Below are 22,547 nucleotides of genomic sequence, written 5' to 3'. Positions count from 1 at the left end.
ATCGATCCGCCTACTGCAGGGGCCGGTATTTCCGGCTGGAGCCGCGTGAGGTTGCCACCGGATACCTCTCGGCCGTCCTTTGCAGTTTGTCCATGATGATTTGGTCCATGTCCAGATCCAGCCGATCCGCCAGCTGGATGCAATAGGTGAGCACGTCAGCCAGTTCGTCGGTCACGTGGCCCTCATCTCCGTCCCTGGGATCATCCCCCCACTGATAGCATTCCAAGAGCTCGGCGGCTTCGATGCAGATTGATTTGGCCAGATTTGCGGGCGTATGGAATTGATCCCAGTCGCGCTCGTGCACAAAATCCATAACCGCTGTTTCCGTTTCCTTGCTGATCATGATTTCGAGCCTATCAGTCGGCTCTCCTTGCATCAGTTTGGTATGGGTTCGTGGCATAGTGAAGATCATGGATTCATCAAGTGCGCCGCAGCCTGTAGTGATGACTCTGCCCTATGGCAATTTCAGGGATGAGGATTTTTCCAAGGCTATTGCCGAGTACAAGCAGTCGGAAGCTGTCGGCAGCCGGGACAGCAATTTCGAGGAGAGGCTGCTTGAGGAGTTGTTCCTGCGCTATCCCACTGTATATATTGTCTCTGCCGACCTAGGGGACAGTGGCAAAAAGCATGGTGGTGGACCTCCTTATGTGGTTTATGTCGGGGAAACCAACGACATTCGTTCTCGGACCAGGCAGCATATAGAGCTGGATCCACGGACCCGGACGGATTGGGAGCGCCTGGTGCGATTTATGCGTAGTCATCAGGACAGGGTTTGTCAGTACATCATCGGTGATCGCCACTTCAATAAGTCTTTGACCCTGGATATGGAAAATCGGTTGATGGGGTATATGCAGAGCGTCGATGCGGTCAAGCTGGTCATGAACCGGAGAACCAACGCTCAGGACATGTATTACACCAGCGATGAGTTCGACAGCATTTTTTCCAAGGCCTGGCAGACCCTGCACGAAATGGAGCCCGATCTGTTTCCGGAAGAGAAGGCGATCCTGGACTCCGCCCTGTTCAAGGCCTCGCCCTTCCGCAAACTCACCGACGAGCAACGGCGGGCTGAAGAGGCTGTGCTGCATGTGTTGGAGTCGGTCATTGTTCAAAATCGTGACGAGGGTTTCCACTCATTGACGGAATCGACAGGACCGGTTCGGATCAACGATAAAGTCCATACCCAGGTCATTGTCGTTCAGGGCATGTCAGGGACCGGCAAGACCGTTTTGCTCAGCCATCTCTTCTATCAGATATGTGCCAGATATGGCATCTATGGGAACATGAACGGCAAGGACGATAACCGTTCGGCAAAGGCCAGGCAGCGTTCCTACATCATTGTCAACCAGGCCGAGCAGGCCAATGTCTATAACCAGATGGCTCTGAAGCTTGGATTGCAAAAGCAACGCGGCCAGTGCGTGGTTGGCGCTGTCCAGTTCATCAATCGGTTCAGCAAGCACACCAATCGAAATGGCCGATCCACGGGCAGGGCGGCGGATCCTATGAATAGCGTCGATGCCAAGGCGGATGTGGTGCTGATTGACGAGGCACACCTGCTGCTGACACAAGGGTCGCAGAGCTACTCCGGAGGCAACCAGCTCTACGATATTCTCCGGCGGTCAAAAGTGGCCATCGTGGTCTTCGACCCGGAACAGGTCTTGCGTGGATCCCAGTTCGTGGATGCCCAGGAAAGTCGGCTTCTGGGATTGACGGGTTCCGAGCATGGCACAACCTTCTCGCGACCCATGCTCATCCGTGAGAAGTCACGGGATGGCCGGCATGCACGCGAGGATACCTTCCAGGTCAGTCATGTTCGTTTGGACCAACAGATGCGCATTCAGGCTGACCCTGCAACCTGCGCTTGGCTGGATCGGATGACAGCCAAGGATGGCGTCATTGGTCCCTTGCGTCCGGATCCTTCGGAACATCCTTATGAGATCAAGGTATTTGACTCGCCTACGGACTTGAGGAAGTTCATTCGCCGAAAGGACCAGGAGCAAAGGGGCGAGGGCTCCTTGGGCCTCTGCCGACTCCTGGCCACCTATGACTGGCCTTATAGCAGCAAGAATCACCCGGATCCACGCGAACCCTCCCGACATTGGCAGGTTGCACTACGCCAAGAGGATTCAGGCCAGTGGGTGTGGGCCGAAGAGGGGCAGGACGGGGATGGTGAATTCGCCATGCCCTGGAATTACGAGCTATATGAGGCGCAGGGAAACTCCACTGCAAATCACCGGATCGCCTGGGCCGAGTTGCCTTTCACCATTGATGAGGTGGGTTCCATCTTCACCATCCAAGGTTTTGATCTCAACTACGCGGGGGTCATTATCGGGCCCTCGGTCACTTACAGGAACGGAAAGATCGAATTCGAACCGAAGCTCAGTTTTAACACATTGGCGACCAATCAGCGGTCGGAGCCGGAGATGAATCCTGTGGATAATCTTCGGCACGAGTTCAATGTGCTGCTCAAACGAGGGGTGCACGGATTGGGGCTATTCGCGGTCGATCCCGAGCTTCGGGATCGACTGGCCTGGGCAGTGGGTGGGTTCGCCCAGGTCCGGGACTGACCAGTCTAACGCGCCTACATCGATTGAATGCCAATCAGCGGTATCATGTCCTGGGCCATGGTCAATGGCCCAGGACATATTCATGAGAAAGGCGTAGGCGAGTATATGACGACGCGCAAGATCATCCTGGACTGCGATCCAGGTCATGACGATGCGGTGGCTATCCTTCTGGCAGTAGGCGATCCGCGGATCGACCTGATCGGAGTGACTACGGTTGGCGGCAACCAGAGTCTGGACAAGGTTACCTATAATGCGAGGGCTGTGCTGGAGAAGGCACATGCGCGCCAGGTGCCGGTCCATGCCGGATGCGATAGGCCGTTGGTGCGTCCTCAGGAGGTGGCCGCTTCCATCCATGGCCAGACTGGTCTTGATGGTGTCGAGCTGCCTGAGCCTACCCGGCCCCTGGATTCCGGCCATGCAGTCGACTGGATCATCGAGACCATCATGCGCGAGGAGCCGGGCACGGTGACCCTGGTTCCCACTGGACCCCTGACCAACATCGCCATGGCCGTCCGCAAGGAACCCCGCATTGTCGATCGCGTCCGCGAGGTCGTGCTCATGGGCGGCGGTTACCATGTGGGCAACTGGAGCGCTGTCGCTGAATTCAATATCAAGGTGGATCCCGAGGCTGCTCATATCGTCTTCAATGAGCCTTGGCCGGTCACCATGGTGGGGCTGGATCTGACTCATCAGGCCCTGTGCACACCGGAGGTTCAGCAGCGCATCGAGGGCATCGGCACCGATCTGGCCCGCTTCGTCAGTGGGCTGATGGACTTCTTCCGCAAGTCCTACCAAGACAACCAGGACTTCGTGGACCCGCCCGTGCATGATCCCTGCACTGTGGCCTATCTGATTGATCCCTCTATTGTGAGCACCCGTCGCTGCCCGGTGGATGTGGAACTGCGCGGGGACCTGACCTGTGGGATGACCGTGGCCGATCTGCGCGGCCCGGAGCCCTCTGCTGAGGACTGCCACACCCAGGTGGCCGTCAAGCTGGACTTCCAGGGATTCTGGGACCTGGTGGTCAAGGCCATCACCGCGATTGGATGAGATCAATGAAGACTTCGAACACAGCCGCGCCCAAGAATGACAAGCCCGTTGCCACGACCGCTGGTGGCTCCGGCGCTTCTATAGTCGCCTTGATGACGGCCCTGATGGCCGCCGTCTTCGCCTTCCAGCTCAACGCCTCCATGCTCTCGCCGGCCCTGACGACCATGGGGACCGAGCTCAATGCCAGCAGCTCCAGCATCGGTCTGACCCAGACGGTGTTCTTCACCTCCTGTGCGGTCTTCTCCCTCTTTCTGCCTCGGCTTGGCGATCTGGCTGGCCGCAAGAAGGTGCTGCTGGGCATGCTGAGCCTGACGGCCCTGGGATGCGTGGTTTCCGCTCTGGCTCCCAATGTGACGGTGCTCATGATTGGTCGCGTCATTCAGGGGGTGGCCGGTCCGGTCGTTCCCATGACCCTGATCATGCTGCACGCCGAAGTGACTGATGAGGCCCGCTACGCCAAGCTCATGGCCGTTTTGACGGCGGTCAACGGCGGCATCGGCGGCGTGGATGCCATCCTGGGTGGATGGCTGGCCGGCACTTTCGGCTTCCGCTCGGTCTTCTGGTTCATGGTGGCCATTGCGGTGATTGCCGTCCTTCTGGTGGCCCTCTTCGCCCGCGAGAGCTATGCAGACGATCGCCCCCGCATGGACTGGGCCGGTGTGGTCTGCCTGTGCATCGCCTTCCTGGCGGCCTACCTGGCTATCAATGAGGTCGAGAAGCTGGCCCAGGCGCGCTGGATTCTGGTAGTCGTCGAGATCCTGGTGGCTGCGGTCTTCTTCATGATCTTCTGGAAAGTCGAAAGCTCCACGTCGGCGCCCATGGTCACCACCACCTACCTCAAGCAGCGGCGTACCTGGGGCCTGCTGCTGACGACTCTCACCACCATGGTGGGTGTCTTCGCCATCATGAACGGGATAGTTCCAGCTCTGGCCCAGGACGGCGAGGTCGGCGTTGGTTTGAAGGCCAGTATCGTCTCCTTTGCCACACTGACCCCATATGCCCTGGTTGGCCTGGTCTTCGGCCCGGTGGCCGGGACGCTGGCCTCGCGCTTCGGCTACCTCAAGGTTCTGAGAGTGGGCCAGTTGGTCAGCGTGCTGGGACTGGTCTTTGGCATCTATGTCTGCCTGGTCCCCAGTATCTGGAGTCTGGTGCTCCTCTCCCTGATCCTGGGCGTCTCCTATGCGGGGACGGCCAACATCATGCTCAACGGGCTGGGCGTGGTCCTGTCTCCTTCGGACAACACCGGGTATCTGCCGGGACTCAACGCCGGAGCCTTCAACCTGGGCTCAGGCCTGAGCTATGCGGTCCTCTACGCATTCATGAGCGGCTTGGCGGCTTCCGGTGGAGCCCGTACCGGCTATGTGGCGGCCATGATCGGCGGCGGCGTGCTGGTGCTGATTGCCCTGGCTCTGTCCTATCTGATTCCGGATCCGGAGCGAATGAACGACAAGTAGTATTGCCATCTGATAGGGGTCCTGCAAATGCAACCTATCCGCAGGGCCCCTATTCACGTTTTATGAGCATCCGACTCTGCGCCTATCCGACAAGGGTCAAAAGTCGGGGCCAGACAGACTAGCAGCCAGTAGCGCCGAGTGTCCCGACCATGGGCTCAGGGCCGGAAAATAGCGCCAGGAGAGGTCCTGTAAGCCATGGGCGGGCGCGTAAACTAAGTGAGGAATTCGTTCGCCGGAGGTGACCATGCAACATCGGGTGATCGGACTGCTGAAAAACGAGACCGTCCTGGTCGTCGCGGCAGTCATCGCTCTCGTATCCTGCATCCTCATTCCTCCCGACCGGCAATATCTGGGTTACATCCACGTCAATACCCTCACCCAGCTGGGATCCCTGATGATGGTGGTTTGCGGATTTCAGCGCATCGGGGTCTTCCATGCCATCGGAGCCGGCCTGCTGAGTCGTGTCCGCTCGGTGCGGGGCCTGGCCTTGGTCCTGGTTTCTCTGCCTTTCTTCTCTAGCATGTTCATCACGAACGATGTAGCCTTGGTCACCTTCGTGCCCTTCGCTATTGCTGTTCTCATCATGGCCGGGCTGGAAAACCATGCTCTGCTGATCGTCACTCTGATGACCCTGGGTGCCAATGTGGGCAGCATGCTGACGCCCATCGGCAATGCTCATAACTTATATCTCAAGGCCCGCTCCGAGATGCCTACTGGTGAGTTCCTCCTCCTCATGGCGCCTTATGCCTTGGTTGCCGCTTTGATGCTCTTCCTGTGTTGCTGGTTTGCCTTCAGGAATCAGCATCTGAACAAGTTTGAAGGCATGGATGCGCAAGAGATTCGACGCAGCATATTAGCACCCAGGGAGGAGGGGATACAGCCTCAGGTCAAGGAGATGCAGCAGTCCAGCGGATGGCGCATCGCCATCTATCTCCTGCTCTTTCTCGTCTGCTTGCTGGGTGTAGCCAAGTTGATTCCCCAGTGGGCCATGGTTCTGGTGGTGGCGCTGACCTTCCTGATCTGTGACAGGCGGGTGTTTTTACATGTGGATTGGGGATTGCTGCTGACCTTCGTGGCTTTCTTCATCTTTATAGGCAATGCCAGGAGGATCTCCCAGTTCTACAACCTGGTCAGTGGCCTGGTCAATATTCATCCTCTGATTACCTCGGTCCTGTGCAGCCAGGTCATCAGCAATGTGCCGACGGCCCTGCTGGTCTCAGGTTTTTCGACAGCCTGGCGTCCGATTATTCTGGGCACCAACCTGGGTGGGCTCGGAACCCTGGTCGCTTCAATGGCCTCACTGATTTCCTACAAGGCTGTAGTCAAGCAGTATCCGGGCAAGAAAGGCTATTACCTGAAAATCTATACCGTTTTTAATCTGCTCTTCCTCGTCGTGTTGGTTGGCATGGCCCTGCTGCTGGAGTAGACTGCCCTCCATCAACCAAATGGTGCCGCTAACATTGAGAGGGAGGCAGGAACGATGGAACCGGCCCCGTGCAAGTCTAAGCCAAAGCACACAGGGATATTGACCAGACGGAATCTTGGGGTTCTGGTCGGAATCATGGCCTTGGCCATCATGTCGCGGTTTGACTCCATCATCTCTCCTTCCGTTGCAGCCATCCAGGCATCCTTTCCCCATACCGATCCCTCCACCGTTGAATCGGTGGTCTCCATAGGCTCTTCGGCAGCTATAGTTTCAGCTCTTTTATTTGGCCAACTCTTGACCAGAATGAGTTTCAGAATTGCTGCCTGCATCAGCTGTCTGTGCGTCGCCCTGGGCGGCTTGATGCCCTTGGTGGTGCACAGCAGCGTAAGCCAGCTTCTCCTGTTTGCCTTGGTAGTCGGGTTTGGCGTGGGTATCGCTACCACAGTTCTCCCTAGTCTGTCGGCCAGGTTCTTCTGCGGGAAGCAGCTGGCGGCGCTGATGGGGCTGGTTCTTGCTGTTCAGGATGGCTCTTCCATGCTGGTTCTTGCCCTGGGCGGTGTTCTGGCCAAGGGAGGGTGGCTGCACAACTATTGGCTCTATTTCCTGGCCTTGCCTGCCCTGGTCCTGGTCATCTTCATGGTCCCCGGGGTCGGTGCCGTCGAGGAGGAGTCGGGAAAGGTCGTAGGTTCCAAAGTATCGTCCTCCCGAAAAAGCGGACAATGCTGGTGGGCTACCATTTCCTGTATTCTTATCGGGTTTCTGAGCATTTTCCTGGTCGCGGTCCTCTACAACAAGCTTGCGGTCTACATAGCCAAGTACGGTCTGGGCGGCACCAGCGCAGCCGGGGTGGCCCTGATGTTCAACACGGGTTCCTCGGTCGTGATCGGGCTTAGCATCAACGGCATCAAGCGGATTTGTCGACAATGGACCATTCCGGTCGCCTTCCTTCTGATGGCCCTGGGCGCCCTGCTCTTCCTGACTACCCGCTCCTTCCCGTTGGTCTGCTTATCCGCCTTTTTGGTTGGTTCGGGCAGCGCCATCAATATGGCTACCTGCCCCTTCCTCCTGTCCAATCTGACTCCACGCAAGCGCTATCCACTGGTAATGGGAATCTTTTCGGCCACCACCAGCCTCGGTTTTACGGCATCCACCTGGGCCTTCAAGGCTTTTTCATCAGTGTTCGGACTGAATCCGGTAACAGGCAGTTTCATAGGCATGCTGATCATCGCTCTGCTGGCTGCTGTCATTCTCTCGCTTGTCCGATTCCAGAGCTGTGTGGAATCGCGCTACGTTGAGCAATAAGCCGCCCTTTAGGCCGTAGAAGTCAGAAGTGTAGGATTCCGTCCTTTCATCGCGACAGGTAGGGGTTGCCGGTGATGACGAACCGTCGCAGGGTCTCTTTGGCATGGGATATGCCTATTCGGGGGGTTGCCGTGATGGTCTCGTCCTGGGCCAGCCCTGCGGCTGCCAGGCGGATGGGCGGTTTCCTGAGGTCATGGCCGTAGTTGCGCTTGTCGATGTCCAAGGCCTGACAGAGCTTGGCGGGACCGTTGGTCAGTTCCCGGTCCGGGTGACGGCCGTGCCTGTGGCTACGTAGAAGATCCAGACCCTGCACTGGCTGGCAGGCTCGAATCAGTACCCCAGCGCCGAATCCGTCCTCCTGACAGGAGACGTTCATGCAGTAGTGCATTCCATAGGTAAAGTAGACGTACATGTGTCCGCTGGGGCCGAAAAGGGCATCGTTGCGGGCCGATCGCCCGTGATAGGCATGGCTGGCCGGATCATTCTGATCGTAGGCTTCGGTTTCCACGATCCGAACCCTGGCCTGTTCACCTTCCGACTCGTAGTCCCGGATGATCAGGCAGCCCAGAAGCATCCGGGCGGCCTCCTCCACAGGACGGTCCAAAAAGTTAGGGAAGACCAGGTAATCGTCCTGGCCTGAACCGGCCTTCATTCCGTTTGGTCCTTGCGGACCCAGACCGCGCGCTGGCCACGTGATTCCGGCTGAATGCAGACGAAATTATCCTGGTGGGGCAGAGCTGCGACCTGTGGATGGTCGTGATCGTAGGGTCCCTGGGCCTGGGCGCCGCCTGCATCGCCGACCTGGGCAAAGAAGTCTTCGGAGGCATCCTTGAACCAGGTCCATTCCTCCGGCAGATCCTCCTCGTAGAAGATCGCTTCCACGGGGCAGACCGGCTCGCATGCGCCGCAGTCGATGCATTCGTTGGGGTTGATATACAGGTTCCTTGGGCCCTCGTAGATGCAATCCACCGGGCACTCGTCCACGCAGGCCTTGTCCTTGACGTCCACGCAGGGCTGGGCAATCACGTAGGTCATTAATTTACGCTCCTTCTTGGTTGGTTGTCTGCTGTTGCTACTTTCAGGAAGCATCCCTTTGGCGAGGACAGAGGTTTCAGCGACACGCTGGCCTTTTTGTCCCTGGCCGCCTTGCTGCTGCCCTCCACGATTCCTTGGACCATACCCAGATGGATTGTGCAGATAATGGGATGGGCGTTGACGCTGTCCAAGAAGGGGCATGAGGTCAGATACAGACTCGCTGAATCCGGTTCTGCCGTAACCGGAGCAAACCCCAGGGTGGCCAAAGTGTTCAACAGTGTCTGCGTCATGCTTGATGACAGGTCCTTTTCTGCATTCCCTCTGCTTTGTCTGGCCAGGGCACGACCCCAGACCTGACCTGCTTTCAGTGCGGCTCTATCCCTGCTGTCAGTATCGGGGCAGGCGGTTTCCAGAGCCATGCAAAGCGAGGAGATCATATCCTCCCTGACCCGGTTCATGAATGTGGGGGAGTATATGACAGCGGGTCTGCCCCGTCCGGCTGATTGACCGTCGCTGTCGTTTCTCCGGCGGACTGCTTCGCCCTGTTCGACCAGATGTTCAAGATGGAAACGAGCGGTCGTCGGATGGATGCCAAAGGCTTCTCCAACCTGCTGTGCGGTCAGACCCGTACCGGTCTGTTCGGCCGCCACATGCAGATAGTCCAAGATTGCGGAGCGGATCTCCTCCCCGCTTCTACGCTTGCCGTGGGCTTGAATTTCCTGACTCATCGATTAAATTGTATAACTATCAAATCAATTATCAACCCAGGACAAGGCGGACAGACTCATGCACAATGACCAGAAGATGCGCAAGTCCGGCGGCAGAATGGCCTTGCCCAGGTCCAGGATGGTCCTCCTTATCGGCGCAGGTCTGGCTGCATTGCTTGGCCTTGTTGCGGCATTGATCCGTTCGGATCTGATCCACCCCTCGGGCAGGGTCCCCCTGGCTGATCTGCATGGCGGGCTCATGGTCTATGGGTTTTTGGGCGCTGCCATTGGTCTTGAAAGGGCAGTGGCTTATCGTAGTGGCGGATCCAGCAAGCCCTCATGGGGATTTTTCGCTCCCGCCTTGGGCTTGCTGGGGTCTCTGCTCTGCCTGCTGTCGCTGATGGTTTCGAGCCCCGCTGTTGCCCCGGCATGGGTCAGAGTGGAGCTTTTTGGCGGCATTCCGTGGACTTTGTCCATGTTGGTCCTGACAGCTATGTACTTGGCCATCTGGCGTCGACAGCCTTCTGCGGAGGTGCTCATACAGGTCCTCGGATCCCTGGTGGGTCTGGTCGGGGCTGCTGCATGGGTTGCAGGATTGGACGCCTCGGTTCTAGCTCCAACATGGCTCTTCTTTCTGGTTCTGACCATCGTCGGTGAGCGGGTGGAACTGGCCAGGGCGGTCTTTTCGGATGTCCGTCTTGAATCGGGGATTCTGGGACTCAGCCTCCTGGCGGTCCTGATGCTGCCGGTCCAAGCCATGGCGCCTTCGGTCGGCTATCCGCTTCTGGGGCTGTCACTGGGCCTGCTCCTCCTGGTCATGGCCAGTCATGATGTGGCCAAGGGCACCTTCCGTCATGGAGGCCTGCCAGGGTTCATGGGCACCTGCATGCTGTCGGCCTATGCCTGGGGACTCCTGGCTGCCCTCATCTGGATGGCGGCACCTCTGGATTCCAGCACCTACTGGGGCGACATGGCACTGCATGCCTTGGCTGTGGGATTCATCATGACCATGGTCATTGCCCATGTCTGCATGATCGTCCCCTCCGTCATTCGCAGGCCTCTGCCATTTCATCCGCTCCTTTGGGGCGCTTGGGCGCTTATACAAGTTGGTTTGCTGATCAGGCTCCTCGGAGCCATCCGGCTCTATACGCCCTTGTGGAAGGCGGGGAACCTGCTGAATGTCCTGGGAATCCTCTCCATGATGCTGACCGTGGTCTACCTGGCTGCTCGTGGCAAGCAGGTCCTGGCATCCAAGCGCTACCGTCGGCGCCGGCCCGAGGGTTCGCAAGCTGAATATGTCGGGACCCAGGCCCTGCGGATGGACCTGATCGCCACCTCGGCTACAGTGCTGGTCCTGGCGGCCGCCGTTGTTTTGATGGCCCTGCGGCCGACGCTGGCTGTCTCGGTCGGGGCTGCGCCCACCGGAGGCGTCCAGGAGGCTTCGTCGAAGAGCGTCCAGCCGACGGGTCACATCAGCCGAGCTTCAATCAGAGTAAAGGGGATGGCCTTTGTGCCGGATATCATCACCATCGAGGCAGGCGACCGGCTGGTTGTAAATTTTCAGAACACCGGAGATCAACGGCATGACTTGGTTTTCGCCAATGGCAAGAGCACGGGGTCAGTTCCGGTAGGCCAGAGCGTCTCGGTTGACGTAGGGGTCCTGGGGGGCGACACACTGGGCTGGTGCTCGTTGGCAGGGCATCGTCAGATGGGCATGGAGCTCAAGGTCCAGGTAAAGGGTGGAACAACTACCGAGCAAGTGCAGTCCTCTGCTGGGCGGGCGGCCCTAAGTCATATCCCATCAGCTGCCAAGCTCAAGTCACAGGCTGAGAAAAGCGACCCCGCCAAGGCCGCCCTTGCGCCACTGGACAATCAGGGGAAGGCTGGAACCAGAAAATACACGCTGGACGTCAAAGAGCGCAAGGAGCAGGTGGCAGCAGGGCTTGATCGCACGGTCTGGAGCTTCGATGATGCGGGCGATCCACGGGATGAAGGGTCGCGCCCCCTGGCTCAAGGTCCGGTGCTCAGAGGTCGGGTGGGAGACACCTTTGAAGTAACCATCAGGAACAAGGGAAGCATGAGCCATTCCATTGACTTTCATGCCGGCCCGGCCGTCCCTCAAACCATGATGCGCAACATAGAGCCAGGCAAGGAGCTCCTGTATACCTTCACCGCGGATCGGGCTGGCATTTGGATGTATCACTGTAGCAGCGACCCCATGTCAAACCATATTGCCAACGGCATGTATGGGGCTGTGGTTGTCGATGACGGTACCCTGCCGCCGGTAAGCGCGGAGTATGTTCTGGTCCAGTCCGAAATTTATCTGGGGTCCAATGGAGGGACTGCCGATGCTGGAAAGGTGGCGGCCATGAACCCGGATATCATGACCTTCAACGGACGGGCCTTTCAATATGACGCCCACCCTCTCAAGCTGGAGAGGGGGCAGAGGGTCCGCATCTGGGTTCTGGATGCGGGTCCCAACCAGCCTCTGTCCTTCCATATCGTGGGAACCCAGTTCGATACGGTCTGGACTGAGGGCCGCTTTCTGATAGGCGGAGGTCTAGATGCGAATTCTGCCGGTGCTTCATCGGCCGGAGCGCAGGTCCTACCCTTGCTGCCGGCCCAAGGTGGCTTTGTGGAGCTCAAGGTCGATCAGCCAGGCGACTATTCCATAGTCAACCACGTCATGAGCCTGGCCGAGAAGGGTGCGCATGGCATCCTGCGGGTGTCATGACGCAATTAATCGGCGTCTGTCGTCTTCAATCCTGCAGCTGGAGTCCCTTGCCGTCCATGTGGTAAGGCGAGCCTGGATGTGAGCCAAGAATCTGCGCACCTTCTACGATGGCCCATACTGAAGAGATGAGAGGGCCGATGAAGAGGACGAAGATGGTGATCAGCAGCTGAGCTACCCCACGCCCGGTCTTACCCAGATAAAAGTTGTGTATGCCGAAGCCGCCTAGGAAGAAAGCCAGAATGGCTGCTGTGACCTTCGACTTGTTCGACATACCCGGTCCGCTGATATATTGGGCCTGAAGCTGCCAAGGTTGAATTTGGGCCGGTCCGCTGGTGCTGTTGGATTGAGGCGTATATGTGGTTTGGCCATAGGGATTCTGCGGCCCTCCCTGGGTGCTCGTGCTCGGAGCCTGCCAAGTTTGATTCGCATCCGGGTACCCGTTGGCAGTTGCTGAGGGATTACCCTGCTGGGAAGCAGACTTGTAGCTTTGGTTGGCAGGCTCTTGCCCGTATCCCCTGTAGCCTGAATAATTCTGGCTTGCCTGAGCCGTCGGGTCTTGGTTCTCGCCTGTTTGCTTATCTGTGGGTTGATGCCAATCGTTCATGGTTGCCTTTCTTATCCATACCATTGTGGGAATGCAACATTATATCTCCAAGAGGGTTTGACTAAAGAGAGGACTTGGCCCTGAAATCTGTTCAGCCAAGACTTAAAAAAGTAGGGCAAAGAATTATTTGGTCATTATTTGGCTATGGATATGTGCTTTGCGCCGGTGGCGTCGGCTGTTCTGTGGATCCTATGGAAAACGGCTGATCCTGGGTTTGGTTGTTGAATCGAATATGCTTTGCCAGAGCAGAGCGCGGGCTTGCAGACAGGCAGAGAGGGTCAGTGAGCAAGTTTCTCATTCATAGTTACAGGCATATTCGAGTTTGTGTTTATTTGCAGATGGTTCCCAAGGGAAGCGGCAACCGTTGTGTGGAATATTCCTTGTCTCCATGACCAGCAATCGGTCTTTTCGGCGTTTTCTTTCATGACTCAGTTGCTTGTACCGGCTTTAAGGGGGGATGTGCTGAACGAGCAGGTAAACACGAGGTCTAGCATATAGACATGAGTCAGAGCGTAGGTTCATATGCCATCATGCTGACCAATTTCGATTCGGAGGAACAGCTGAACGATTGGAATCAGGTCAGGCTTCTATGCAACAGCAAGCATAAGCAGAAATGCGATCAAGAGCGCATTCCAGAGGTGAATTCGAAGTTCTGGTCAGATGGTCCTGACGGCGTGAGCGTCTGTGAAAGAACCATTCAGCAGCATCCGGAGTTCCTAGAACGATTTGCCGGCATTCTCAGAACGGCATTCCTTTATAGTCCCCATGTCCTTGTCACTGATGCGGAGCTCTTTGATGGCGTCTATTTTCTGGCATTTGGTCCTGATGTCGTCCTTGACCTTCTGGGGCAGAATGGCTATGAAAAGCCTTTCCTCACCGTATCCGGCAGGCAACCGACCTTGGAGCAGTGCCTGTTGCAGTTCACGACAGTGCCGCTTGACCATCAGCATCAACTTTCAGCCGGAGAAGAGACGGTTGACCTGCCGGATATAGGTACGCTGCGTCCGCTTGAATATCAGGTCCTACAGAAGACCATCACCTCTGAAGAAAGTCAACGATTTATTCCACAGGTCAGAGCTGTCTTGGATGGGCATGCAGGCGATCATTGGTCGATAGCCCAGAGGATCGCTTGCTTGTACGCTGTGTACAGCCAGCAGGACCCGTCTGATGATACCTGCCAATTGCTGGCTCAGCGCTGGCAGGAATGGATAGATGCTGAACAGAAGGGTCTCATCAGGTATGAGCAACAAGATTCTCAAAGCGGGTCGAATTCCGGCATCGTCCGTAGCTTCAATGATGCCTTTCTTCCTGTTGTCAGAGAAAACGCCGATTGCCTGCGTTCCTGGTGTTCCACATCCAAGGCGAACGAGGCGGAAAAGACCGCATTCCGGAATGTTTTGGACAAGATAAGTCATGAGCCGAGACGGTCCAAGGCCTTTGCGCTTATCAGGCATTCTGCTTTGCCCTTGGGCACGACTGATTGCAATAGGACCATGGAATGCGATCAGCAAACGCTGGTGGACTGGTACCAGTTCGTCTACCGCTTGGCAATGGCGGATTACCTGGGCTGCTGCCTTATGGCCGTACAAAGCAAACCGAATTCGTATGAGCGCTATGCTGGCCGGACAGGTGGGCGCTCATTGATGCTGTCGGGCAAGGTAACAGAATTGTTGGGGCAGATGCCTTCCGGCTGTTTCGTGCAGTTCTGTTATCAGTCAAGAGATGCGATACAGCAGTGGCGTAATTGTCGACCGAACGCCCCGGACTCTGACCAGCAGCGGCATATTCGCAACATTGCCTATTGCGTTCAGAAGTTTGCATCGCAGCTAGACCGAAAACAGGACAATTGTAAAATTATCAAACAGTTTATTGCGACCCTGATCATCGCATCCATATCTGTTTTTTGTGACAAGATCATTTTTTCAAGTTCAATATCCATTATCGTGATATTGACTGGGGCCTGGTTCATTGAAGTATTTCCCGAGTTGCTGACAATGATGGAGTGGATGCACGATCAGCATACGGCAACACAAACCATGGTATTCGCTCAACGGTAATCATCGACCAGGAAGGTGACTGTGAAAAACGCTGACGAGTTGAGGCCTAGGGTTCCTCTGCAGGAAATAAGGCGTAGGAAAGTCTTCGAGGAAGCCGGGGGAGCCGACTTTACTGTGACTGCTGTGGACGTCAAGGTGAGGGACACAGGTGCAAACATGACCTTGCACGTGGCATCTGTCAAACAGGGTCGACCGGGTGTGATCTGCGTGACGGTCGTAGAACGAGGGGGGGAGGACTTCTATCTGATAGCGCGCCACTGGCGGGTCGCTGTAGAAGACCGGTTATGGGAATTTCCGCGAGGTATGGGGGAGCAAGGCGAGAATCCACAGACTACAGCCATCCGTGAATTGCACGAAGAGACCGGACTGTGGGCTCAGCCTGACGCCGTCCGTCAGTTGCACAGGCTTCATGCCGATGCCGGGGTGCTTCAAGACGACGTGCGGGTGATGGAAATACGGCTTGATGACGTTTCATCCATTCCTGTACTCGATAGCGTCAAGCAAGGCGGTGATTGGGAATTGGAGGATCTGCAATGGCTGCGGTCAGCTGATATTACCAATATGATCCATGATGGACGACTGATTGATGGGCCTACCATTGCCGCATTCTCGATACGAGAGATTAATAAGCACATACAGTGAGTTCGTAGTGCAATTGGTGACCCCGGAGAGATTCGAACTCTCGACCTACAGATTAGAAGTCAGTTGCTCTATCCAGCTGAGCTACGGGGCCAAACCCTTTCATTGTACCCGCCTGGGTCCACCGGCGGGTCAGATCCATGAAGCCTGGTCGGTAAGGGCATCCGATATGGCTCGAGTCATTGCCGGAACGGTCATGCCATACCTTTCCAACAGGGTGGTCTTGGGGACCCGGTCGTTGAACTCCTTGGCCGCTCCGAAGGCCAGGGTGTGAACCTGACTAGGTCCGTAGTATGCAGCCACGGCTTGGCCCCAGCCGCCGTCCAGCTGACCGTCCTCGATGGTGACCACCAGGGAGTGGGTGCTGGCCAGGGCCTCCAGGGTCTGCTCATCCAAGCTGTCGTAGCGATGGGGATCTACCAGTGTGGGCTTCAGCCCCGTGGACCTCTTCAAGGAATCAGCAAGATCGCGGCCAAGTGGAAGGGCATCGCCGAGAGCCAGTAGGGCTACGGTCTTACCTTCTTGCAGGATTCGATAGTGATCCCAGGGAGCAGCGTCCGATCCGCATTCAGCATTGGTCTTCGAGGGATTTGCAGCCAGCTCCATTGGCTTGCCTGCGCGTTCTGTCGCCAGCGTGCGCTCGCCGGGCACCCTGATGACCACCGGCTGCCGGGCCGGACCCGTGGCCCAGGCCAGCATGTCAAGGAATTCGGCCCCGCTGGTCGGAGCCAGGCAGGTCAGTCCGGGGATGCCTCGCATCATGACCATGTCGGCCGCGCCGGAATGTGTGGCATCGGTTTTGGCAACGCCGGTGGAGAAGACCAGCAGAGTCACCGCACAGCCGTTCAAGGCCATCTCCTGCTCAATCTGGTCGTAGGCCCTCTGGAAGAAGGTGGCCGATGTGGCGACCACGGGCGTGCCTCCGGCCTTGGCGATGCCCGCAGCGTAGGCTATCGCGTGGGATTCGGCGATGCCCACGTCCCGGTAGTGGTTCCCGGCCCGCTGGCGGAAGTCGGGATCGATACCGTTGGACAGCGGCGTAGCAGGGGAGATGACTACCAGGCCCGGCTCTTGTGGGAACCTGGCCTCCAGGGCCTGCATGGCCATTCTTCCGTAAGTCTTTCGTGAGTTGGGCAGGCGACCAAGAGAGTCCAAGCCGTCCTGCCAGTGGTTGGCCTCCACCGGACCTTCAGCGGGCAAATCCGGCAGGGAAGTCATATGAGCTGTTTGTCCATCGCTCTGAGCTATGGAAGTCGGGCCGATTTGTCCCTGACTGCCCTGTCCCAGCCCCAAACCCTTGCGGGTGTGGATATGGACCACCACTGGATGATCAGTGTTCTTGACCTGGCGGAAAGCCTCGATCAGATCCTCGATTCGGTTGCCCTTCTCCACGTAGCGGTAGTCCAGTCCAAGGGCGCGGAAGGGATTGTCCGGGCTGCGTCCTCCACTGGCACGCAGGGCCGCCAGACTCTTGTAGAGTCCCCCGTGGTTCTCGGCGATGGACATTTCGTTGTCATTAACCACGATGATCAGATTGCCACCCTGCTCTGATGCCCAGTCCAGCCCCTCGAAGGCCGGTCCGCTGCTCAGGGAACCATCCCCGATGAAGGCGATGATGTTGGCCTTGCCGCCGGTCGCATCCCGCTGGGCGGCCATTCCACAGGCCAGACCGATGGAGGTGCCAGTATGCCCCAGCATGAAGTCGTCGTAGGGGCTCTCCCTGGGCGAGGTGAATCCGGACAGATCCTCATGATGCTCGGGATCCGTGTAGGCCCGGCGCCGACCGGTCAGAATCTTGTGAGTGTAGGCCTGATGGGAGACGTCGAAGATCAGATGATCATGAGGCATATCGAAGACGTAGTGCAGGGCGATGATGGGCTCGATGGTGGCTAGATTGGAGCCCAGGTGGCCGCCATGACGTCGACAGAAGCGGATCAACAGCTGACGGATCTCATCGGCCAGTCGATTCAGCTCTTCTACGGAGAGAACCTTCAGATCCTGTGGGGAGTCGATGCTGTCCAGAAGCTTGCCCATAACCCTCCTGTCGATTTCCGTGATGCAATCCAATGATTATAGGTCTGGGGCGGGGGTTTGGAGCCGCTGAAGGCCCGATGTTCACCAGGCCCGGCCCTTACATCCATAGGACCGTCACGATTGGCTGCTTCTCCCCGGTCTTGCGTAGTATCGAATGTGCATGAACATTGGAGGGCCAATGGCTGACAATACACATGAAGGGGCACGCGTCGCAGTGATCATGGGATCATCGAGCGACTGGGAGACGATGAAGGAAGCCTGTCGGATGCTGGACCGGTTCGCTATCGTCTACACCAAGGAGGTCATCTCCGCCCATCGCACACCTGGGCGCATGGCGGAGTTCGCGCATCAGGCTCGGAGCCAGGGCATAGGGGTCATCATTGCCGGGGCCGGTGGGGCAGCCCATCTGCCGGGCATGGTGGCGGCCCAGACCACGCTACCGGTCATCGGGGTGCCCGTGAAGTCCCACGCCTTGAGCGGGGTTGATTCACTCCTGTCCATTGTGCAGATGCCTGCCGGTATTCCTGTGGCGACCACGGCCATAGGAGCATCCGGGGCTACCAACGCCGGTCTGCTGGCGGCTTCGATTCTCTCCATCAATGAACCGAGGCTGGCTCAGGCCCTGGATGGCTACCGTGCCGAGCTGGCCCGATCCGTGGAGGCTTCCAATGCCAAGCTTGTCTGAGGAGACCAAGGGAAGGATCGACCACCTGGAGCCGGGGTCCGTCATCGGTATCGTGGGTGGCGGCCAGCTGGGACGGATGATGGCCCTGAGCGCCCGCTACCACGGATTCCGTATCGGTGTGCTGGACCCCACACCCGATGCTCCCGCAGCCCAGGTGGCCGACTTCCAGGAGACGGCCGACTATGACGACCTCGACGCTATCAAAAGGCTTGCCGACCGCAGCGATGTGCTCACCTACGAATTCGAAAATGTGGATGCCGACGCACTGGATCAGGTGAGGGACCGTGTGGCCATCCCCCAGGGAACCGACCTGCTCAGGGTCACCCAGGACCGTGTCCACGAGAAGACCTTCATCAACCGCCATGGCATCAATACCGCCCCTTGGAAGCAGGTTGACGGTCTTGAACAGCTCGACTCAGCCCTGAAAGAGCTGGGAATGCCCGCTGTGCTCAAGACGCGAACCGGCGGCTATGACGGCCACGGTCAGGTGGTCCTGCGCACGAAGGAGGATCTTCAGGCCCTGCAGGCGCGGATGAAGGGCCGGGACTTCCCACCCTCCGTGCTGGAGGGGTTCGTGGACTTCGCCTTCGAGGCCTCCATACTGGTCTCAGGCAACGGGAAGGACTATGTCACCTTCCCCATGGTGCGCAACGAGCACCGTCACAACATCCTGCACATGACTCTGGCGCCGGCCCAGGTCGAGCCTGAGATGGCCGACCGGGCGCGTGACATGGCCCTGACCCTGGCTGACGGCTTCAAGCTGGCCGGGACCTTGGCCCTTGAGCTCTTTGTCATGCCCGATGGCGGTCTGGTGGTCAACGAGTTGGCCCCACGCCCCCATAACTCCGGTCACTACACCATCGAGGCCTGTTCCATGGACCAGTTCGATGCCCATGTCCGGGGCATCGCCGGGTGGCCCCTGCCCAATCCCCGCCTGCTCAGCCCGGCGGTCATGGTCAACGTTCTGGGCCAGCATGTGGCCCCGGTCAGAAGGCTGCTTGGTGAGCACCCCGAATGGTACCTGCATGATTACGGCAAGGCCGAAGTGCGCACTGACCGCAAGATGGGGCATCTGACGGTGCTGACCGACGATCCGGAGCGGACAGCCAAGGATCTGGAGGCCACAGGCTGCTGGTCCGACCTGGACTGAACCGAATCCTCACATCTGTACCGGCAATCCGGATGTAGGCTTGGTGGAGCCCAAGGAGTGTGTCTAATCATGAACGCTGGCTCATCCGTCGGCCGCCGGACGCGGCAGAAGAACGCCATCTGGAGGGTTCTTCAGGCCCAGAACGATTTCGTCTCAGCCAAGGAGCTGCACAGGCTTCTTCGCGACTCGGGCCAGCGAATCGGCTTGGCCACGGTCTACCGTCAGCTGGGCTCCCTGCATATGTCCGGCAGCCTGGACTGCATCGAGCACGGAGGCATTCGCCTCTACCGGGTCTGCCTGGCCCAGCGGAGGCACCATCACCATCTGGTCTGTGAACACTGCGGCAGGACCGTCGAAATCAGCCCGCCCGACGATGGCTGGCTGAAGGCCGTGGCAGCTGAACATGGCTTTACGGTCTCCTCGCACACCTTGGAGGTCTACGGCCTGTGCAGCAGCTGTCGGGACCGCTCCAGTCAGACAGGCGTCAGTGATTCTCCCGGCCCTTGGGCATGATGGTCTTGATGGCATCCCAGGCCTGCGAAGCCTTGAGATTAGGCAGGTAGGCCTGGACCACGGCCAGTCCGATTTGGGCCAGCTGGGCAGGGTCAGGATAGCAGATATAGACCGGGTGCTCGCTGGGCTGGAACTTCTTCTTGAAGAAGAAGAGCGATCGGAAGCCATAGGCCGGTTCCATCAGGTCGGCTACCATATGCAGGGCATGCTGCAGGAAGGCGGTCCGATCTTCGCCGCCGTCCATGCCGGCCAGGGGAGCGGCCGACAGGCTCATGAATTCCGCCGTGCCCTGGTCGCGTAGCCGTTCGGCCATCCGTGCGATCAGGAACTCCATGATTCCATTGGGGCTGTCGGTCCTGTGCCTCATGAAGTCCAGAGTCCAGCCGATCACCTGACCCTGGCGGTAGGTCGGCATCCAGCTGGTCACGGCCAATACTTTGCCCCGGTCATCTACCGCGTAGAGGATGGCCATTCGCGGGTCCCTCAGTTCATCAAGGCCACCCAGGGTGAATTTCATCTCAGGCAGCGCTTTGAGTTCGGCCCATTGCTCGGAGATGTCCACAATCTGCGATTGGACGTCCCAGGAGGCATCGTTGAATGTGGTCAGCACATCGGTGATGTTGTCTCGCTTGGCCTTGTTGATGGCTGTGCGAATATCCTGCCACTTTTTGCCTTTGGTCTGCCAAAGACTGGGGGTGACCACCATCTCTGTGCCGACTGTCAAAGTGGACCAGCCACGTGCGGCCAGCAGATCACGTTGGGGCTTGTGGACGCTGTAGAAGACCGGTGACCAGGAGTGGGTGTTGCAGAAGCGCGTGAATTCGTCCAAGTCGTCCGCATACTCCTCAGGGTCGCCGAATGGGCCAGTGGTGGTCAAGGCTATGCCGTGCAAAAGCCGGTAGGCGATGCCAGAGTGGCCGCTGGGGGAGAACCAGTAGCTGTTGCCCTCCCAGGTGGTCATGAAGGACATGCTTTCGCCACCGTACTCGACCAGCTTGTCAGCCTCCTGGCGTTCGCTGCCATTCTGGATGACCGAGCTGCGCATCCAGGAGAGCAGAACCACCAGAACCACCAGCCAGAAGATCAGCCCTATTCCATGGCTGACCATTCTCCCCGTGGGGGTACGCGGCACCAGGGCTGGAAGGAAGCGTGAAGCCACTCCATTGGGCAGATAGAGCGAAGGCAGCTGGGAGAGTGCTCTGCTGGTGGTGGGTCGGGGGTTGAAGGAGCCGGGACTGATGGCAGTGAAGGCCATGTAACCCATGGCGGTGGCCAGGAAGGCCAGGACGATGGCTGCCCAGCCCAGTTGTAGACGTGAAGTCTTGGTCCGCACAAGGAAGATTCCCAGGTTTCGCACCAGGAACCAGCTGAGAATCAGCGGCGGCAGGGTGATGATCAGCAGGGAGGGGATGGCGCCGTGACGGATGGCCTGGGGCAGCCCTTCGCCGATGGTCAGTGGGAATACCAGGAAATAGAGCAGGGCCATGACGACGGTCAGGGCGTTGAGGACCACACCGGTGACAGCGGCGACCCGGCGGCCGTGGTAGATGCCCCAAGCCGCAACCAGCATCACCAGGGTGGGCATGATCAGGGAGGAGATGCCGGTGGGGGCGTGGCCGGCGACCAGGCCGTAGTGGGCGTAGCAGCTGACCTGGTTGTTTTCTGCAAGGCAGCGAGACAGTGCAGCGCTTCCGCCTGTATTGGAGCCCATGAATGTACCCAGGGGGGTGAGGAAGCCGGCGCGGATGCGGGAGGAAACGGTGACCAAGGGGCCAAGTGCCAGAACCGTGGCGACCGCTCCCAGCAGGTGGCGGGTCTCGTAGGATCCGCTATGGCCGTGCGGATTGGCATCCTGGACCGGTCCGTGCCAGAGGTGTCCTGTCATGTGTCCGATCAGCGCTGCCGCCAGGGCGCAATAGGAACCCGGATTGCCGGTGTAGAGCACCATGAGGATCAGCGCTGTGTAACCGATGGTGGCAATCCTGCGTCGCCAGAGGAAGTCGCTGAAGGGGATGGATGCCATCAGGGAACCGACCACCAGGATGATGGGGCTGAGCGACATGGGCACTTTGATGAACCAGGCCCAATGATCCTGGAGGGCGTTGATCAGCCAGCAGATGATCAGACCGACCGCCGCGCCGCCTACGGCACTGATGACCGCTGCCAGCACGGTGCGCCTGCGCCCCAGCCTGGTTTCTGCGATGCATAGCATTACCAACACCAGGGCAACGTCGATAGCCAGCGGCAGAGGACCCGGGGTGATGACCAGGGATACCAGCAGTCGTGCAAACTGGATCAAGAGCGAGGGCCGACCCTGTCCATGCAAGGGTCGGGAGGCCTGACGAATAATCAGATCGGACAGAGGCATGCCCAGCCGGTTTCTGCCAGGAATGCGCAGCAGCCAGATCAGTAGCCAGCTGATCAGATTGAGCAGGATCAGTCCGAGGCTGAAGGCCAGTGCAAGGGCGTGACGTCTGGCCCATCGTGCCAAGTCTGTCAGCAAGACACTCTTGGCTGAAGGTTCCATCAGTCTGGATCCCTTATTCGTTGTCTGCATGATTGCGGTGGCTCTTTCTGCTGATGATCTCTATTG

General features: G+C 58.3%; 18 protein-coding genes and 1 tRNA gene. 11 read left to right on the top strand and 8 right to left on the bottom strand.

The features are described from left to right. Positions 1 to 10: 10 nt before the first annotated feature. Complete coding sequence (locus tag GKC41_RS01450; RefSeq protein WP_154312618.1) at positions 11 to 343, bottom strand: nucleotide pyrophosphohydrolase; 333 nt, start codon at positions 341 to 343, stop codon at positions 11 to 13. Between the two features lie 67 nt (positions 344 to 410). Here GKC41_RS01450 and GKC41_RS01445 point away from each other — a divergent pair, with 67 nt between their 5' ends. The 5 genes from GKC41_RS01445 (at position 411) to GKC41_RS01425 (ending at position 7,796) form a co-directional block, all read left to right on the top strand. After that, complete coding sequence (locus tag GKC41_RS01445; RefSeq protein WP_229281552.1) at positions 411 to 2,564, top strand: DUF2075 domain-containing protein; 2,154 nt, start codon at positions 411 to 413, stop codon at positions 2,562 to 2,564. 105 nt (positions 2,565 to 2,669) lie between these two features. Continuing rightward, positions 2,670 to 3,614 carry a nucleoside hydrolase gene (locus tag GKC41_RS01440; protein WP_154312614.1) on the top strand — a complete coding sequence of 315 codons (945 nt, stop codon included), beginning with the start codon at positions 2,670 to 2,672 and terminating at the stop codon, positions 3,612 to 3,614. A 92-nt stretch (positions 3,615 to 3,706) separates the two neighbouring features. Next, the gene (locus GKC41_RS01435; RefSeq protein WP_229281592.1) at positions 3,707 to 5,068 is read left to right on the top strand and encodes an MFS transporter; all 1,362 of its coding nucleotides are present in this window, start codon (positions 3,707 to 3,709) and stop codon (positions 5,066 to 5,068) included. Between the two features lie 244 nt (positions 5,069 to 5,312). After that, positions 5,313 to 6,494 carry an SLC13 family permease gene (locus tag GKC41_RS01430; RefSeq protein ID WP_154312611.1) on the top strand — a complete coding sequence of 394 codons (1,182 nt, stop codon included), beginning with the start codon at positions 5,313 to 5,315 and terminating at the stop codon, positions 6,492 to 6,494. 54 nt (positions 6,495 to 6,548) lie between these two features. Next, complete coding sequence (locus GKC41_RS01425; RefSeq protein WP_154312609.1) at positions 6,549 to 7,796, top strand: MFS transporter; 1,248 nt, start codon at positions 6,549 to 6,551, stop codon at positions 7,794 to 7,796. Positions 7,797 to 7,842: 46 nt separating this feature from the next. Here GKC41_RS01425 and GKC41_RS01420 read toward each other — a convergent pair whose 3' ends face one another. The 3 genes from GKC41_RS01420 to GKC41_RS01410 are packed head-to-tail and all read right to left on the bottom strand — an operon-like array spanning position 7,843 to position 9,559. After that, positions 7,843 to 8,448 (bottom strand): DNA-3-methyladenine glycosylase, encoded by a 606-nt coding sequence (locus tag GKC41_RS01420; RefSeq protein WP_154312608.1) that lies wholly within the window; start codon positions 8,446 to 8,448, stop codon positions 7,843 to 7,845. Then, positions 8,445 to 8,831, bottom strand: a complete 387-nt coding sequence (fdxA, locus tag GKC41_RS01415; RefSeq protein ID WP_029678651.1) for a ferredoxin — start codon at positions 8,829 to 8,831, stop codon at positions 8,445 to 8,447. Before fdxA ends, GKC41_RS01420 begins: the two co-directional genes overlap by 4 nt. Next, complete coding sequence (locus GKC41_RS01410; protein ID WP_154312607.1) at positions 8,831 to 9,559, bottom strand: helix-turn-helix transcriptional regulator; 729 nt, start codon at positions 9,557 to 9,559, stop codon at positions 8,831 to 8,833. The genes fdxA and GKC41_RS01410 overlap by 1 nt, the downstream gene beginning before the upstream one ends. Before the next feature lie 58 nt (positions 9,560 to 9,617). Here GKC41_RS01410 and GKC41_RS01405 point away from each other — a divergent pair, with 58 nt between their 5' ends. Next, a complete protein-coding gene (locus GKC41_RS01405; RefSeq protein WP_154312606.1) occupies positions 9,618 to 12,272 on the top strand; it encodes a multicopper oxidase domain-containing protein in 2,655 nt (884 codons plus the stop codon). Positions 12,273 to 12,297: 25 nt separating this feature from the next. Here GKC41_RS01405 and GKC41_RS08705 read toward each other — a convergent pair whose 3' ends face one another. Further along, positions 12,298 to 12,543, bottom strand: coding sequence for a TM2 domain-containing protein (locus GKC41_RS08705; RefSeq protein WP_172636718.1), 246 nt, complete (start codon positions 12,541 to 12,543; stop codon positions 12,298 to 12,300). A gap of 833 nt (positions 12,544 to 13,376) precedes the next feature. Between GKC41_RS08705 and GKC41_RS01395 the strand changes: the two genes are divergently transcribed. Further along, positions 13,377 to 14,933, top strand: coding sequence for a hypothetical protein (locus GKC41_RS01395; RefSeq protein WP_154312602.1), 1,557 nt, complete (start codon positions 13,377 to 13,379; stop codon positions 14,931 to 14,933). Positions 14,934 to 15,089: 156 nt separating this feature from the next. Further along, positions 15,090 to 15,575, top strand: coding sequence for an NUDIX hydrolase (locus tag GKC41_RS01390; protein WP_154312600.1), 486 nt, complete (start codon positions 15,090 to 15,092; stop codon positions 15,573 to 15,575). 14 nt (positions 15,576 to 15,589) lie between these two features. Here the strand turns inward: GKC41_RS01390 and GKC41_RS01385 are convergent. Together GKC41_RS01385 and GKC41_RS01380 are read right to left on the bottom strand one after the other, a co-directional pair. Continuing rightward, positions 15,590 to 15,666: transfer RNA gene (locus GKC41_RS01385), tRNA-Arg, on the bottom strand. A gap of 38 nt (positions 15,667 to 15,704) precedes the next feature. Then, positions 15,705 to 17,606, bottom strand: a complete 1,902-nt coding sequence (locus GKC41_RS01380) for a 1-deoxy-D-xylulose-5-phosphate synthase (protein WP_154312598.1) — start codon at positions 17,604 to 17,606, stop codon at positions 15,705 to 15,707. A 178-nt stretch (positions 17,607 to 17,784) separates the two neighbouring features. On the opposite strand from GKC41_RS01380, the gene purE reads away from it, so the two are divergent. From purE to GKC41_RS01365, 3 genes are all read left to right on the top strand, one after another. Continuing rightward, positions 17,785 to 18,291: a 5-(carboxyamino)imidazole ribonucleotide mutase gene (gene purE, locus GKC41_RS01375; RefSeq protein WP_154312595.1), complete on the top strand. Its 507-nt coding sequence runs from the start codon at positions 17,785 to 17,787 to the stop codon at positions 18,289 to 18,291. Further along, on the top strand, positions 18,275 to 19,441 hold the full coding sequence (gene purK, locus GKC41_RS01370; RefSeq protein WP_154312594.1) for a 5-(carboxyamino)imidazole ribonucleotide synthase: 1,167 nt from the start codon (positions 18,275 to 18,277) through the stop codon (positions 19,439 to 19,441). The genes purE and purK overlap by 17 nt, the downstream gene beginning before the upstream one ends. Before the next feature lie 69 nt (positions 19,442 to 19,510). Then, a complete protein-coding gene (locus GKC41_RS01365) occupies positions 19,511 to 19,954 on the top strand; it encodes a Fur family transcriptional regulator (RefSeq protein ID WP_154312593.1) in 444 nt (147 codons plus the stop codon). On the opposite strand, the gene GKC41_RS01360 is transcribed toward GKC41_RS01365, so the two are convergent. Next, a complete protein-coding gene (locus tag GKC41_RS01360; protein ID WP_154312591.1) occupies positions 19,926 to 22,511 on the bottom strand; it encodes a bifunctional lysylphosphatidylglycerol flippase/synthetase MprF in 2,586 nt (861 codons plus the stop codon). The two genes, GKC41_RS01365 and GKC41_RS01360, sit on opposite strands and share 29 nt — an antisense overlap. Between the last annotated feature and the right edge of the window lie 36 nt (positions 22,512 to 22,547).

Origin of the sequence: Bifidobacterium asteroides, assembly GCF_009683175.1 — a bacterium.
GTDB lineage: Bacteria > Actinomycetota > Actinomycetes > Actinomycetales > Bifidobacteriaceae > Bombiscardovia > Bombiscardovia asteroides_H.
This window is presented reverse-complemented; position numbering and strand designations above follow the sequence as displayed.

Bases quoted from the DNA above. Each gene is read 5' to 3' on its own strand.
- GKC41_RS01440 (WP_154312614.1), top strand. From the start codon at position 2,670: ATGACGACGCGCAAGATCATCCTGGACTGCGATCCAGGTCATGACGAT.
- GKC41_RS01410 (WP_154312607.1), bottom strand. From the start codon at position 9,559: ATGAGTCAGGAAATTCAAGCCCACGGCAAGCGTAGAAGCGGGGAGGAG.
- purE (WP_154312595.1), top strand. From the start codon at position 17,785: ATGGCTGACAATACACATGAAGGGGCACGCGTCGCAGTGATCATGGGA.
- GKC41_RS01395 (WP_154312602.1), top strand. From the start codon at position 13,377: ATGAGTCAGAGCGTAGGTTCATATGCCATCATGCTGACCAATTTCGAT.
- GKC41_RS08705 (WP_172636718.1), bottom strand. From the start codon at position 12,543: ATGTCGAACAAGTCGAAGGTCACAGCAGCCATTCTGGCTTTCTTCCTA.
- GKC41_RS01435 (WP_229281592.1), top strand. From the start codon at position 3,707: ATGACGGCCCTGATGGCCGCCGTCTTCGCCTTCCAGCTCAACGCCTCC.
- GKC41_RS01380 (WP_154312598.1), bottom strand. From the start codon at position 17,606: ATGGGCAAGCTTCTGGACAGCATCGACTCCCCACAGGATCTGAAGGTT.
- GKC41_RS01450 (WP_154312618.1), bottom strand. From the start codon at position 343: ATGATCAGCAAGGAAACGGAAACAGCGGTTATGGATTTTGTGCACGAG.
- GKC41_RS01365 (WP_154312593.1), top strand. From the start codon at position 19,511: ATGAACGCTGGCTCATCCGTCGGCCGCCGGACGCGGCAGAAGAACGCC.
- GKC41_RS01445 (WP_229281552.1), top strand. From the start codon at position 411: ATGGATTCATCAAGTGCGCCGCAGCCTGTAGTGATGACTCTGCCCTAT.
- purK (WP_154312594.1), top strand. From the start codon at position 18,275: ATGCCAAGCTTGTCTGAGGAGACCAAGGGAAGGATCGACCACCTGGAG.
- GKC41_RS01360 (WP_154312591.1), bottom strand. From the start codon at position 22,511: ATGCAGACAACGAATAAGGGATCCAGACTGATGGAACCTTCAGCCAAG.
- GKC41_RS01420 (WP_154312608.1), bottom strand. From the start codon at position 8,448: ATGAAGGCCGGTTCAGGCCAGGACGATTACCTGGTCTTCCCTAACTTT.
- GKC41_RS01390 (WP_154312600.1), top strand. From the start codon at position 15,090: ATGACCTTGCACGTGGCATCTGTCAAACAGGGTCGACCGGGTGTGATC.
- GKC41_RS01430 (WP_154312611.1), top strand. From the start codon at position 5,313: ATGCAACATCGGGTGATCGGACTGCTGAAAAACGAGACCGTCCTGGTC.
- fdxA (WP_029678651.1), bottom strand. From the start codon at position 8,831: ATGACCTACGTGATTGCCCAGCCCTGCGTGGACGTCAAGGACAAGGCC.
- GKC41_RS01425 (WP_154312609.1), top strand. From the start codon at position 6,549: ATGGAACCGGCCCCGTGCAAGTCTAAGCCAAAGCACACAGGGATATTG.
- GKC41_RS01405 (WP_154312606.1), top strand. From the start codon at position 9,618: ATGCACAATGACCAGAAGATGCGCAAGTCCGGCGGCAGAATGGCCTTG.